The organism is Ruegeria sp. I1 (genome assembly GCF_056532675.1).
Map to the genome: position 1 here is coordinate 175957 of NZ_JBQFNM010000009.1, position 14494 is coordinate 190450.

Annotated in this window: 13 protein-coding genes; 7 read left to right on the forward strand and 6 right to left on the reverse strand. The window is 59.3% G+C overall.

Annotated features, from left to right (window positions below):
• Positions 1 to 2 precede the first annotated feature (2 nt).
• The 4 genes from serA to ACR0DH_RS16750 form a co-directional block, all read right to left on the reverse strand.
• Positions 3 to 1598, reverse strand: coding sequence for a phosphoglycerate dehydrogenase (gene serA, locus ACR0DH_RS16735; protein ID WP_480550594.1), 1596 nt, complete (start codon positions 1596 to 1598; stop codon positions 3 to 5).
• 57 nt (positions 1599 to 1655) lie between these two features.
• The gene (locus ACR0DH_RS16740) at positions 1656 to 2810 is read right to left on the reverse strand and encodes a phosphoserine transaminase (RefSeq protein ID WP_480550592.1); all 1155 of its coding nucleotides are present in this window, start codon (positions 2808 to 2810) and stop codon (positions 1656 to 1658) included.
• 159 nt (positions 2811 to 2969) lie between these two features.
• On the reverse strand, positions 2970 to 4067 hold the full coding sequence (locus tag ACR0DH_RS16745) for a Gfo/Idh/MocA family protein (RefSeq protein WP_480550590.1): 1098 nt from the start codon (positions 4065 to 4067) through the stop codon (positions 2970 to 2972).
• An 11-nt stretch (positions 4068 to 4078) separates the two neighbouring features.
• Positions 4079 to 4789 (reverse strand): GntR family transcriptional regulator, encoded by a 711-nt coding sequence (locus ACR0DH_RS16750; RefSeq protein WP_480550588.1) that lies wholly within the window; start codon positions 4787 to 4789, stop codon positions 4079 to 4081.
• A gap of 106 nt (positions 4790 to 4895) precedes the next feature.
• Between ACR0DH_RS16750 and ACR0DH_RS16755 the strand changes: the two genes are divergently transcribed.
• From ACR0DH_RS16755 to ACR0DH_RS16780, 6 genes are read left to right on the forward strand one after another with little or no spacing between them, the layout of a single operon-like run.
• Entirely contained in the window at positions 4896 to 6050 is a 1155-nt protein-coding gene (locus ACR0DH_RS16755; protein ID WP_480550586.1) for an LLM class flavin-dependent oxidoreductase, read from the forward strand.
• Positions 6050 to 6940 carry an aldo/keto reductase gene (locus ACR0DH_RS16760; RefSeq protein ID WP_480550584.1) on the forward strand — a complete coding sequence of 297 codons (891 nt, stop codon included), beginning with the start codon at positions 6050 to 6052 and terminating at the stop codon, positions 6938 to 6940. Before ACR0DH_RS16755 ends, ACR0DH_RS16760 begins: the two co-directional genes overlap by 1 nt.
• Positions 6940 to 7455: a flavin reductase family protein gene (locus ACR0DH_RS16765; RefSeq protein WP_480550856.1), complete on the forward strand. Its 516-nt coding sequence runs from the start codon at positions 6940 to 6942 to the stop codon at positions 7453 to 7455. The genes ACR0DH_RS16760 and ACR0DH_RS16765 overlap by 1 nt, the downstream gene beginning before the upstream one ends.
• Before the next feature lie 53 nt (positions 7456 to 7508).
• Positions 7509 to 8096, forward strand: a complete 588-nt coding sequence (locus tag ACR0DH_RS16770; protein WP_480543262.1) for a TRAP transporter small permease — start codon at positions 7509 to 7511, stop codon at positions 8094 to 8096.
• Complete coding sequence (locus ACR0DH_RS16775) at positions 8097 to 9386, forward strand: TRAP transporter large permease (protein ID WP_170533636.1); 1290 nt, start codon at positions 8097 to 8099, stop codon at positions 9384 to 9386.
• A 24-nt stretch (positions 9387 to 9410) separates the two neighbouring features.
• On the forward strand, positions 9411 to 10472 hold the full coding sequence (locus ACR0DH_RS16780; RefSeq protein WP_480543264.1) for a TRAP transporter substrate-binding protein: 1062 nt from the start codon (positions 9411 to 9413) through the stop codon (positions 10470 to 10472).
• A gap of 31 nt (positions 10473 to 10503) precedes the next feature.
• Here ACR0DH_RS16780 and ACR0DH_RS16785 read toward each other — a convergent pair whose 3' ends face one another.
• The gene (locus ACR0DH_RS16785; RefSeq protein ID WP_480550582.1) at positions 10504 to 10974 is read right to left on the reverse strand and encodes a tetratricopeptide repeat protein; all 471 of its coding nucleotides are present in this window, start codon (positions 10972 to 10974) and stop codon (positions 10504 to 10506) included.
• Between the two features lie 42 nt (positions 10975 to 11016).
• Here ACR0DH_RS16785 and ACR0DH_RS16790 point away from each other — a divergent pair, with 42 nt between their 5' ends.
• On the forward strand, positions 11017 to 12258 hold the full coding sequence (locus tag ACR0DH_RS16790) for a cytochrome-c peroxidase (protein ID WP_480550580.1): 1242 nt from the start codon (positions 11017 to 11019) through the stop codon (positions 12256 to 12258).
• A gap of 20 nt (positions 12259 to 12278) precedes the next feature.
• Here the strand turns inward: ACR0DH_RS16790 and gcvP are convergent.
• Positions 12279 to 14494: aminomethyl-transferring glycine dehydrogenase (gene gcvP, locus ACR0DH_RS16795; protein WP_480550579.1), on the reverse strand; the 2216-nt coding region annotated here is incomplete at its 5' end.

Here is a 14494-nt window from a genome sequence, read left to right on the forward strand (position 1 = left end):
CGCTAGGCGACGTCAAATTCCAGCGGTTTGATCTGAGTGAACAGACCCGTCTCGGCCAGCTTGGCGCGCGCCTCAGCCGGAACCGGTTCGTCGACATAAAGCAGCGCGATGGCCTCCCCACCCGCCTCGGACCGGCCTAGGGTAAAGTTCGCGATGTTCACGTCGTTCGCGCCCATGGTCTGGCCCAGCGCACCAATGATGCCCGGCACGTCCTCGTTGGTGGTGTAGAGCATATGCGCCCCGATTTCGGCATCGATATTGATGCCCTTAATCTGGATGAACCGCGGCTTGCCGTCGCTGAATACAGTGCCGCCGATGGAACGCTCGCGTTTTTCGGTCACCACGGTCACTTTGATGTAACCCTCAAACGCACCGGATTTGTCCTGATTGGTGGTCGAAATCTGGATACCCCGCTCGCGGGCCACAACGGGGGCCGAGACCATATTCACCTCGGGGTTGAACTTCTTCATGATCCCGGCAACGACCGAGCAATTCAGCGCAGCCAGGTTCATCTCAGCCGCCACACCGTCATAGAGGATGTTGATCGCCTTGATCGGTTCATCGGTCATCTGGCCGATGAAGCTGCCCAGATGTCCGGCCAGCTTGATCCACGGGCCCATGACCTTGGCCTCTTCAGCCGTAACGCTGGGCATGTTCAGCGCGTTTTCCACAGCACCGGTCAGCAGGTAATTCGAGATCTGCTCGGCCACCTGCAGGGCCACGTTTTCCTGCGCCTCGGTCGTTGCCGCGCCAAGGTGAGGCGTGCAGACCACGTTGGGCAGGTTGAACAGGGCGTTTTCCTTGGCCGGTTCCTCGCTGAACACGTCAAAGGCCGCCCCTGCAACATGACCGGATTGCAGCGCCTCAGCCAGCGCGTCTTCGTCGACCAGACCGCCGCGGGCACAGTTGATGATGCGCACACCCTTCTTGGTCTTAGCGAGATTCTCACGGCTGAGGATATTGCGCGTCTGGTCGGTCAGCGGCACGTGCAGAGTGATGAAGTCAGCACGCGCCAGCAGCTCGTCCAGCTCGACCTTCTCCACACCCATCTGCGCGGCTTTCTCTTCGCCCAGATAGGGGTCATAGGCCACAACCTTCATCTTCAGACCAAGCGCACGCTCGCAGACGATACCGCCGATATTGCCCGCCCCGATCACGCCAAGGGTCTTGTTGGTCAGCTCGATCCCCATGAACTTGGACTTTTCCCATTTGCCCGCGTGGGTCGAGGTGCTGGCCTCGGGGATTTGCCGCGCTACGGCAAACATCATCGCAATCGCGTGCTCTGCCGTAGTGATCATGTTGCCGAACGGCGTGTTCATGACGATCACGCCCTTTTTCGAGGCCGCATCCTTATCGATATTATCGGTACCAATCCCGGCACGACCGATCACTTTCAGCTTGTCGGCCTTCTCCAGAATGGTCGGTGTGACCTTGGTGGCCGAACGAATAGCAAGACCGTCATACTGACCGATCACCTCGGCCAGTTTGTCTTTGTCCTTGCCCAGATCGGGCATGAAATCCACATCGATACCGCGATCGCGGAAAATCTGCACGGCGGTTTCGCTGAGCTTGTCAGATACGAGTACTTTGGGGGCCATGTTCTCTGGTCCTTGAATTGTATGGAAGGTCCGGGCCTTGGACGGCCCGGTGAAAAGTCAGGCAGCCTCAGACTGCGCCGCAATCTCGGCCTCAAAAGCCCATGCCAGCCAAGGCAGCATCGCTTCGATGTTCGAAGTATCGACCGTACCGCCGCACCAGATACGCAAGCCCGCAGGGGCATCGCGATAAGCTCCGATGTCCAATGCGATGTTCTCGGCCTCAAGCCGTTTGGCCACGGCTTTCGCGAATGCTGCACCGTCTCGAATGCGGGCATCGGTGAACTTCAAGCACACGGATGTGTTCGAACGCATCGCCGCATCCTCGGCCAGGTTGGCAATCCAGCCATTCTGGTCGCAAAACGCATGCAGCGCACCAGCATTGGCATCGGCCCGGGCGATCAACCCCTGCAACCCGCCAACCGAGCGCGCCCAGTCCAGCGCGAACAGGTAATCCTCAACCGCCAGCATCGAGGGCGTGTTGATGGTCGCGCCGGTGAAAATCCCGTCGATCAACTTGCCGCCCTTGGTCAGGCGGAAAATCTTCGGCAGCGGCCAGGCCGGGGTGTAGCTTTCCAGCCGCTCGACTGCGCGCGGGCTTAGGATCAGCATCCCGTGGGCCGCTTCGCCGCCCAGCACTTTTTGCCAGCTGAAGGTGGTCACATCCAGCTTGTCCCACGGCAGGTCCATCGCAAACGCTGCCGAGGTTGCATCACAGATTGTCAGGCCCTGACGGTCATCGGCGATCCAATCGCCATTGGGAACGCGCACGCCAGAGGTTGTGCCGTTCCATGTAAACACCACGTCATTGGCGAAATCGACCGAAGTCAGATCAACGATCTGCCCATATTCTGCAGTCTTGACCTCAGCGTCGATCTTCAACTGCTTGACCACGTCAGTTACCCAACCGGCACCAAAGCTTTCCCAGGCCAGCATCTCGACCTTGCGTTCACCCAGCAGCGACCAAAGCGCCATCTCAACCGCGCCGGTGTCCGAGGCGGGAACGATGCCGATCTTGTAGTTTGCCGGAATGCCCAGAATCTCACGCGTGCCTTCGATGGCCGCTTTCAGCTTGTCCTTGCCAACAGCAGCGCGGTGCGAACGACCCAGCGCGGCATCGGCCAGTTTGGACAGCTCAAATGTAGGGGGTTTGGCACAGGGGCCCGAGGAAAAACGCGGATTAGCCGGCCGCGCCGCCGGTTGTTCGATAGTCATCTGTATTACCCTTCCAGATACACGCCCCTCGTTGGGGAGGGGTGTCCCACGGGCAGAGCTATTGCCTCAAAAACCTCTCAGCAAGCAGAAAAGACCTTTCCGATGTCAAAAACGACACTGGAAATCGCGTTTATCGGGAACACAGGTTTCCTATCGGCATCACGGGTCAAAACGAACTGTCTCTCCAGTTGCCTGCGCCTGCTGTGCCGCCAGCCCCATGCGAACCGCCCATAACCCGTCCTGCAGAGAGACATCCGGAACTGCACGTTGACCGCGCACAAGTTCCAAAAATCCCTGATGTTGATAGAAGGTCGAGCCATTGTGGTCCCCAGCCGCCAGCAACTTGGGGTCAACCGGGATGTCTTTTGACACAGGTCCTTTCGGATCACGCGGACTGACAATCAACTGTGGCACCGGCGGCTCGCCCAAATGATCGGGCCAGAACCGACCTGGGCCGGGCACCAGCGCCTCGATCTTGGCCTTAGGACCGACGGCAGAGACCTCTTCCTGATACCGCGATCCTTCGGCGAACATGCAAAGTTCCAACATCGCCCTCGCCCCGTTGGCGAAATCGACCAGCACATAGCCGTGATCCAGAATGTCAGGCGTCTCTCCGCCGTAGTCTTCGTCAAGATGGTTCACAGCCTGACCGCCGCTCGCGGTGATCCGCACCGGGTCAGAGCCGGTGATCAGGCGCATCAGATCAAAGAAGTGGCAGCATTTTTCGACAAACGTTCCGCCCGTGTTGCGGTTGAACCGGTTCCAGTTGCCAACCTTGCCCAGAAACGGAAAACGATGCTCTCGGATCGTCAGCATCTGAACCCCGCCCGTCACACCCGCCTGATCAATCAAGGCGGCGATGGGCGGCATATAGCGATACTCCATCGCCACCCAGATCGGATGGGGGTAGTCCCGCTGCACCTGCTCAAGCCGCGCGGCATCCGCCGGGTTGGTAAATAAGGGTTTCTCGACCAGCAATGGCAGAGGGCGCGTTTCTGCAATCTCACAGATCTGGTCCACATGCAGATGGTTCGGGCTGGCAATGACAACGCAATCCAAATTCTCGACCGCCAACAGCTCTTGCACAGACGCCACAATGGCCGCATCGCGCGCAATGGTTTGCGCCGCTTGGGCCATATCCGGGTCGGGTTCATAGATCGCGGCAACGCGCGCGCCGTCCAACAGCGCTATGTTGTGCAGGTGCTCCTGCCCCATCATGCCGCATCCGATCAGCCCGTAGTGGATGGTCCGGGTCATGCGTTTTCCTTTTACTTCAGACGTTGGACATAAGTGGCTCGATCTGGATCGAACCATGTTTTTGAAAACTCGACGGGTTCCGCCTTTTCCGACCAGCTGAACCGCTCGATATACCCTACCGTTTCCCCGGCAGGTTTGGTGAAGGTTTCGGGCGTCCAGCCGGGCAGTTTCCCGACCGAAACCCTGTCTTCCGCCCGCGTGATCCAGAACCCAAGCTGGTGCTGATAATAACGATAGAGCGAGTCTGACAGCAGGCTTCGATCGATCCGACCGGCTGATTCGTCCAGCCAGATCTCCTCGACCGCGATGATTGTGTCATTCAGATAGCGCATCCGGCGCACGCGCGAGCCGCGCTGCGAGGTTCCGAATTCCGGCAGATCGACAGGCTTGTCGACCTGATCAACCGACAGGATATCGGCGCGAGGCAAACCGCCCCCGTCTGGCAGCTCGAGCCGGAACATCGCATAGACACTGTTCTGCGTTCCGGTCTCGCGCACGTAATTGCCCGAGCCCTGAATGCGCTCCAACATCCCTTTTTTCTCAAGCTCAGCCAGCGATTTTCGCAACGTCCCGACCGAAACTTTGAGCTCGGCCGCCATGTCCCGTTCCGGTGGCAAACGCTCGCCATCAATCATGCGACCTGCCGCGATTTCGCGGATCAGCAGCTCTGCGATCTGAACATAGATCGGCAAGGCATTGGGGTTTCGGTTGGTCGTGGTCACTTGCGCGCGCTTCACTGGGTCGCAGGAAAAATTGATACACTATTGATCTACATCAATGTGCTTGCTACGCAAGAGGAAAGTCAAAGATGTACGGAGTGTGAATCAAATGACCATCGTCCCCATCACATCCCCCGATCTGGATGCGGCCGAGGTTTCCTGGTTTGCAGCACTTTGCTCGGATGACTACCAGTTTCTTGGCGTACCTGACGGCAATCTACGTTCGAGCTGGGATCATTGTTCCGGCATCGTCAAAGAGGCCGAAGCGCAGGGGTTCCGCAACATCCTATGCCCCTCGTCCTATCAGGTCGGTCAGGACACGCTGAGTTTCGTCGCCGGCTGCGCCCCGATCACCGAAAAGATCAACCTGCTGGCCGCCGTGCGTTGTGGCGAGATGCAGCCCATCATGCTGGCCCGTACCATTGCGACGCTGGATCACATGCTGAAGGGGCGGCTGACGGTCAACATCATCTCATCTGATTTCCCAGGTGAAAAAGCCGATAGTGCCTTCCGCTATCAACGCTCGCGCGAGGTGGTTGAGATTTTGAAACAGGCCTGGACGCAGGATGAGATCAATCATGCGGGCGAAGTCTACAATTTCTCAGGGCTGACTACTGACCCGGCAAAACCGTACCAGACCGGCGGTCCGCTTCTGTATTTCGGTGGCTACTCTCCGTCCGCTCTGGACCTTTGCGGTGAGCATTGCGATGTCTACCTGATGTGGCCCGAAACCAAGGACCAGCTAGCCGAGCGTATGAAGGCCGTTCACGCCGTGGCCGAGAATTACAACCGCACGTTGGATTACGGCCTGCGCGTCCACATGATTGTGCGCGATACCGAGGCCGAGGCGCAGGAATACGCGGATTACATCGTTTCGAGACTTGATGATGAATATGGCCGCGCGATCCGTGAACGGGCGCTGGATTCCACCTCGCTGGGCGTGGCGCATCAGGCCAAGAACCGCGATCTGGCGGATGAATACGGCTATGTCGAGCCGGGTCTGTGGACGGGCGTGGGCCGGGCACGTTCCGGCTGTGGCGCGGCTCTGGTGGGCTCGACCGATCAGGTGATGAGCAAGATCGAAGAATACCAGAAGATGGGTATCCGCGCTTTCATCTTCTCAGGTTATCCACACATGGATGAGGCCAAGCATTTTGGCGCCCGCGTGATGCCCAACCTGAAAACCTGCTCGCTGCCCGAAGCCTATGGGCGCGTGCCTGCAACATCCCCGGCGACCCCGCTGGGCAATGGAGTTCGTCGCTGATGCAACGTGTGAAACTATCCGACACGCTGGAAATGAGCCGCCTTGTCTATGGCATGTGGCGGCTGGGCGATGACAGCGATACGTCCGTGGGTCATGTCGAGGCTAAGATTCAATCTTGTCTGGATCAGGGCATCACCACCTTTGATCAGGCTGACATCTATGGCGGCTACGCTGCTGAGGCTGTTCTGGGCAATGCCTTGCGCGCCAATCCCAGCCTGCGCAAACAGATGGAAATCGTCACCAAATGTGACATCGTGGCGCCGATGGGCCGGTATTCGGACGCCAAGGTCAAATACTACGACACCTCGCGCGACCATATCCTGAAGTCCGTCGATACGTCTTTGTCGGAGATGGCGATTGACCATATCGACCTGCTGCTGATCCACCGCCCCGACCCGTTCATGGACCACTATGAGACCGGCGCCGCGCTAGATGAAGTTGTTGCCGGCGGCAAGGTTGGCGCGGTTGGGGTGTCGAACTTCCGCCCCTGGGACTGGTCGCTGCTGCAATCAGCGATGAAGACGCAGCTGGTCACTAACCAGATCGAAATTTCCCTCGGTGAGATCAGCCCTTTCACGAATGGCGATCTGGCCTTTCACCAGCAGCATGGGCAACCAATCATGGCATGGTCACCGCTAGGGGGCGGCCTTTTGATGGCCGGAAACCCGCCGGTGGGCGTTGTCGCGGACGAAATCGCAGCCGAGTCTGGCGTGGATCGCGCCGCTGTCGCGGTGGCGTTCCTGTTGGCTCACCCCGCGAACATCCTGCCGGTTATGGGCACAAATAACCTGAACCGCATCAAAACCATCTCGGACGCTCTGAAAGTCAAACTGGATCGTGAAAGCTGGTATCGCCTCTATGAGGTGGCATTGGGGCATGAGGTACCATGATGAATGCAATCTCAAAGGACATGACCCACACCTTCGTTCCACATAAGGACGACACCCGCACCCTGCGCGATGCGTTTGGGCGGTTTGCCACAGGCGTCACTATCGTAACCTGCAACAGCACCGATGGCCCGGTGTGCATCACCGCCAATAGCTTTTCGTCACTATCGCTGGACCCACCGCTGATCATGTGGGCAGGCGATCGCAACTCGCGGCGTTTTCCCTATTTTCACAAAGCCCGCCATTTCACCGTACATGTGCTATCGTCCGAACAGGCAGAGCTGTGCTTTGGGTGCTCCAAAGACGCCCACGCCCTGCGTGAGATCGAACATGAGCGCTGCGAGAATGGTACGCCGCTGCTGTCGGATTGCCTGGCGCGGTTTGAATGCGAACAACATGCCTATCACGATGCGGGCGATCATGTGATCGTGGTGGGCAAAGTCCTGAAGGCCAGCATGAGCGATGGAGACGCGCTGACCTTCTATGCCGGGAAACTCGGCCAATTCGCGCAACACTAAGCGCGATCTGACGACCGCAGGAGAAACCTGCGGCTGCACAAGGGAGGATCCGCATGGGCGGACTGGCATCGGTGCTTGCGCCGATTGCATTCGTGAACGAAACCGCGCTGCGCCTGGGCCGCGCGGTTGGCGTCGTTGCGATTGCATTGATGGTGATCGCGATCCTGATTCAGGTGTTCTTTCGATACGTGCTGGGCAATGCTCTGCCCTGGCCGGATGAAGCCGCGCGATTCTGTATGTTGTGGATGACCGGCCTGATGGCCCCCACCGCCTTTCGGCGCGGTGGCTTTGTAGCCATCGACATGGTGCCATTGATGCTGCCGCGCGTTGTCGGGCAGGTGCTGACCCTGTTCCTGCTGGTGGTCTCACTGGCGGTGTTGCTGGTCGCCGTTAATATCGGATGGTCCGAGGTCACCGGATTTGGCGGCAAATTCGCAACTGCTGCTTTGTACCTGCCCACCTCCCTCGGGTTCGACGAATGGTATCGCATCCCGCGCAGCTGGATGATGGCCTCACTGCTGGTGGGGATCATCCTGCTGATTTCTGTAAATATCGAGCTGGTCCTGCGTTCAGTCGTGACCCTCATGGGTGGCGGACATCTGTTGCCTGAAATTCCTGATGCGCCAGCGGGGGCTGAATAAATGCTGATCTGGTTCCTGCCCACTTTCCTGGTTTTCCTCATCATCGGCCTGCCGGTCTTCTTCGCCTTGCTGGCCGCACCTGGCATCCTGCTTTGGCTAAACGGCCAAACAAACGACATCACGCTGTTGTATCGCAATGTCTACAATGGCATGGACAGCTTTCCGCTGATGGCGATCCCCTTCTTTATGCTGGCCGGAGAGTTGATGAACCGCGGCGGCATTACCATCCGCTTGGTCGAGTTCAGCCAGGCGCTGATGGGCCACCTGCGCGGCGGTCTGGCACATGTGAACGTGCTGAGTTCGATCCTCTTCGCAGGCCTCTCGGGGTCGGCGGTGGCTGATACCTCGGCCCTTGGGTCGATGCTGATCCCGGCGATGGAAAAACAGGGCTACACCCGCAAATTCGCCGCAGCAATTACAGCGGCGAGTTCTGTGATCGGCCCGATCATCCCGCCCTCGGGCATCATGATCATCTACGCCTATGTCATGGGCGAAAGCGTCGCGGCACTGTTCCTGGCTGGTATTGTGCCGGGCGTGATGGTCGGCGTCGGCCTGATGCTGATGATCAAATTCATGGCCGACAAGTATGACTTCCCCGTCGCCAGCCGCAAATACACCTGGGGTGAACGGCGCCAGGCCAGCCTCAAAGCGTTTTTCCCGCTGCTGACTCCGGTGATCATTCTGGGCGGAATTCTGGGCGGTATCTTCACACCGACCGAGGCCGCCGCCGTGGCTGTAGGATATGCCTTCATCATCGGCTTTTTTGTCCTGCGCACACTAACGTTGAAAGAGGTGCCCGAGATTCTCAGCAATGCCGGTCTGACCTCGGCCGTTGTGCTGCTGCTGGTTGGTGCCGCGATGGCGTTCAAAACCGTTGTCAGCCTCAGCCACGCGCCGGAACAATTGGCTTCGCTGATCCTCAGCCTGTCGGAGAATCCGCTGATCCTGCTGTTCCTGATCAACCTACTTCTGTTTGTCGTCGGCATGTTCTTGGATGCGGGACCGGCGATCATCATCCTCGGCCCAATCCTTGGCCCCATCTTCACCAGCCTTGGGGTCGATCCGATCCATTTCGCTATCATCATGAGCGTCAATCTGACGGTTGGCCTGGCCACGCCGCCCATGGGGCTGGTGTTGTTCGTGGCCGCTGCCGTATCGCGCGAGAAGGTCGAGACCATCGCCAAGGCCATTCTGCCGTTCCTGGCCGTTGAAATCATCGTGATCTTTCTGATCACCTATATCCCCGCAATATCCATGACGATCCCGAGGATAACGGGATTTGCAAACTAACTGAGATCCATAGGGAGGAAACGCATGCTCAGAAACTTCATCAAAACCGCAGCGGTGGCCACGTCACTGGTGGCGGCATCTGCCATAGCGGCAACCGCAGCCGATTACACGTTGCGCGCCACGGCCAACTCGAACGAAAACGATGAGGACTATGACGGTCTGATCGTCTTCAAGAACTATGTCGAGGCCGCGTCAAACGGCGCCATCGAGGTGGAACTGTTCATTGGCACGCAGCTATGTTCGAACGGTGCGGAATGCCTGCAAGGTGTGGCTGATGGCACCATTGATATCTACATCTCAACTTCGGGCGGCGCGTCCGGCATCTTTCCTTACGTGCAGGTTCTGGACCTGCCGTATTTGATGGCCGATGACCGCATTGCGGAACATGTCCTGTCCGGCGACTTCACCCGTACCATGCGTGACATGGCGCTGGAGGATTCCGGCGGCGCGATCCGTCTGATGACCATCGGCAACACCGGCGGCTGGCGCAACTTTGCGAACACGCAACGGCGCATCGCTGAACCTGCCGATATGGACGGTCTGAAAATCCGCACCGTGGTCGCCGACCTGCCGCAGGAACTGGTCAAGGCACTGGGTGCATCGCCCACCCCGATCCCGTGGCCTGAACTGTTCACCAGCTTCCAGACTGGCGTTGTTGAGGGTTCCAAAAATGGCATCACAGACATCATGGGCATGAAATTCCCGGATGCGGGCCTGCAATATGTCACGCTGGACGGCCACGCCTATATGGGCGCGCTTTGGTGGATGAACAATGCGAAGTTCCAGGAGATGCCCGAGGACATGCGCCGCGTCGTCGTTGACGGTTTCTATGCGTTGCAACAGGCCACTTTTGCCTCGCCCAAGCGCAAGTCGATTCAAGCCTATGAAGACTTCGTCGCCGGTGGCGGTGACCTCTATGTTCTGACACCTGATCAGAAGGCCGCGTTCAAAGAAGCCGCTACTCCGGTTTATGACTGGTTCCAGTCCAACGTTACCCGCGGTGATGAGATCTTTGTTGCGCTGACCGATGCAGTTACAGCGGCTGAGGCCGACGTAAATGCCTCACGCGACGCTGACCTGAACTAAGACAATGGGTCGGGCCCAGAAGGCCCGGCCCTCACCGAAACGGGTACATCCAACCCTTGTAGTCATTCACCAGAACATGCGCCTTTTCGATTTGCTCCGGCGACATTTTCTTGACCACTTCCTCAAGGCTGATCGCCGCGTCGGGGTCGCCGCCAATGGCGCTGAGCGTGTACCACATATAGGCCCGCACCAGATCGGGCGCGGGCATGCCCAGACCAAGCTCATAATACCAGCCAACACCCGATTGCGCCCCCGGATGCCCCTTCATCGAGGCGCGCAGATACCATTCGAACGCGCGTTCATAGTCTTGTTCGACACCCAGCCCCAACCCGTACATCACGCCGATCAATTCCTCGGCCTCGGCATTGCCCGACCGAGCCGCTGGCAACAGCTCCTCACGCGCGGCCTCAAACTCCCCAGCCTCCATCATGTCGCGCGCCTGTTCCAGTTCGGCCAACGCCGGGGACGCGCACAGGCAAAGGGCATATACAAACTGACGCACGGGGCTGCTTTCCTTCTGGCCGGGGCTGCAGCGGCACAAGATTTGCCGCGTCCGCTGACGGATGCTGATTTCATCCCCTTTGATATGGAACAGGCCGCTATTGGTCATCAACTGTTTTATGATCCGATTCTGTCGGGCAACCAGAACATCTCTTGCGCCCATTGCCATCACCCGGATTTCGGCACCTCGGATGGGCTATCTTTAGGCATTGGCGAAGGTGGTGAGGGTCTGGGCCCCGATCGCACACCCGGCACTGGGATCGATAGAATCCGCAAACGTATTCCGCGTAATTCGCCGGGGCTTTGGAACCTCGGCGCTAAGGACATCCACACAGTGTTTCACGATGGTCGCCTGAGCATATCGGATGTCTATGGCAACGGCTTCAATTCACCCGCGCAGGAATGGTTGCCCGAAGGGTTGAATTCATTACTCGCCGCGCAGGCGCTGTTTCCCTTGACGTCGCAATTCGAGATGGCTGGGAATGTCGGCGAAAATCAGGTGACCGGAGCGGTGGCCGACCGGATCGATCTGGGCTGGCCCATTCTGGCCAAACGCGTCCGCACCAATCCGCGTTACGGACCGGCTATGATTAAGGCATTCGACGAAGTCGAAAATACCGAAGACATCACGATCACACAGATTGCAAATGCTCTGGCCGCGTTCATGGCCATCGAATGGCGCAGCACCGACAGCCCGTTTGATCAGTACCTGGCGGGTGATGCCACGGCGCTCACGGACGCTCAGAAAGACGGTATGAGCCTGTTCTATGGCAAGGCCAATTGCGCGAGCTGCCATTCCGGCCCTTTCATGACGGATCAGCAATTTCACGCTTTGGGCCTGCCTCCCTTTGGCCCTGGACGAACTCGCCAATGGGACCCATACGCCCGCGACGTGGGCCGCATGGGCGAAAGCAATCGGATCGAGGACGCCTATCGCTTCCGCACCCCCATGCTGCGTAACGTCGCGCTGACCGCGCCCTATGGCCATAACGGGGCCTTCCCCGATCTGGACACGATGATCCGCCACCATTTGAACCCGCAGGCCAGCCTTTCGAATTGGACACCGGATTCGGCGGCCCTGCCCGCGGTCCCGTGGCTGCAAAAAGCGGATTTTGTCGTCTGGCAAGACCGGTTCGAAATGCAGCGGGTGCGCAACACAATCGACATTTCCCCGGTGGTTCTTACCGACACGGAAATCAACGCACTCATTGCGTTCCTGAACGCCCTAACAGGCACGAACGTGGACACACCGCCTTTTGGTGTGCCCAAAGATTTCAAGCCGTAAAGTGCCCCCCTTGGGGGGAGTTACTCTGCGGCGTCTTGGTATTCGGTCATGGGTGGGCATGTGCAGATGAGGTTTCGGTCGCCGTATGCGTTGTCGACGCGGTTGACGGGGGACCAGTATTTGTCGACACCCATCGAGCCTGGAGGGAAGCAGGCCTGTTCGCGGGTGTAAGGCCGATCCCAGTCGCCGACCAGATCGCGCACCGTGTGTGGGGCGTTTTTCAGCGGATTGTTGTCCGCATCGATCTTGCCGTCGATGATGTCCTGCGCTTCCGAACGGATCGACAGCATGGCGTCGCAGAAACGGTCCAGTTCGGCCATGGGTTCCGATTCCGTGGGTTCCACCATCAGGGTGCCGGCCACCGGCCAGCTCATCGTCGGCGCGTGGAAGCCTGAATCGACCAGGCGCTTGGCGATGTCATCCACGGTGACATGCGCCTCGGCGTCCAGCGGACGGGTGTCGAGGATGCATTCATGCGCCACACGACCGGTCTCGGAGGTGTAGAGGATGGGATAAGCATCCTTGAGCCGCGCGGCGATGTAGTTGGCGTTCAGGATCGCCACTTTGGTCGCTTGCGTCAGACCCGCGCCGCCCATCAGCAGCACATAGGCCCATGAGACCGGCAGAATGGACGGAGACCCAAAGGGCGCGGCCGAGACCGGACCCACGGCGGTGCCATATTCCGGGTGGCCGGGTAGATGCTCGGTCAGATGCGCCTTGACGCCGATCGGGCCCATGCCGGGGCCACCGCCGCCATGCGGGATGCAGAAGGTCTTGTGCAAGTTCAGGTGGCTGACGTCACCGCCAATGTCACCAGGGCGCGACAGGCCCACCATGGCGTTCATGTTGGCCCCGTCGATATAGACCTGACCGCCATGATCATGGGTGATCTGGCAGACCTCCTGCACGGTGGTCTCAAAGACGCCATGGGTGGACGGATAGGTGATCATGCAGGCGGCCAGATGATCGGAGTGCTTTTCCGCCTTGGCGCGGAAGTCATTCAGGTCGATATTGCCGTTCTCATCCGCCTGCACAGGCACAACCTGCCAGCCCACCATCTGGGCCGAGGCCGGGTTGGTGCCATGGGCCGAGGTCGGGATCAGGCAGACATTGCGCTGTCCTTCGCCACGGGCGAAGTGATAGTTGCGGATGGTCAAGAGACCCGCATATTCCCCCTGCGCGCCCGAGTTGGGCTGCTGGCTGATCGCGTCATAGCCGGTGATCTGGCACAGCTTGTCGTTCAGATCGGCGATCATCTCGTGATAGCCCTGCGCCTGATCTTCGGGGCAGAACGGGTGCAGATTGCCGAACTCGGGCCAGGTGACCGGGATCATCTCGATCGTGGCGTTCAGCTTCATGGTGCAGGACCCCAGCGGGATCATCGCCCGGTCCAGCGCCAGATCGCGGTCGGCCAGACGGCGCATATAGCGCGTGATCTCGGCCTCGGCCCGGTTCTGGTGGAAGATCGGGTGGGTCAGGTATGCGCTTTCGCGCAGGGCGTAATCGGGCAGACGGTAATCGACATTTGCGCTGTCATCCTGACGGTCGATGCCGAAGGCGCCCCAGACGGCCTCGATGGTCTCGGGCCGGGTCTGTTCGTCCAGGCTGATGCCGACCTTGGTCTCGCCGACCTTGCGCAGGTTGACGCCCCGGGCCACGGCGGCCTCCATCACTGTTGTCTGCAGGGGACCGACCTCAACGGTGATGGTGTCGAAGAACACCTCGGGTTCAACGGCAAAGCCCGCCTCTTCCAGACCAGCGGCCAGGCGCGAGGTCTTGCGGTGTACCGATTGCGCGATGGCCTTGATGCCATCAGGGCCATGATAGACCGCATACATCGAGGCAATCACCGCCAGCAGCGCCTGCGCGGTGCAGACATTCGAGTTCGCCTTCTCACGCCGGATATGCTGTTCGCGGGTTTGCAGCGACAAGCGGTAGGCCTTGTTGCCGCGGCTGTCGATCGACACACCGATGATCCGGCCCGGCATCGAGCGCTTCAGCTTGTCGGTGGTCGCCATATAAGCCGCGTGCGGGCCACCATAGCCCATCGGCACACCAAAGCGCTGGGTCGAGCCGATGGCGATATCCGCGCCCATCTCACCAGGGGATTTCAGCAGGGCCAGCGACAGGATGTCGGCGGCGACAATGGCGATGGCTTTGTGCTCATGCAGTGCTGCGATTTCCGATGTGAAGTCGCGCACATGGCCGTGGGTGCCGGGATACTGGAAGATCGCGC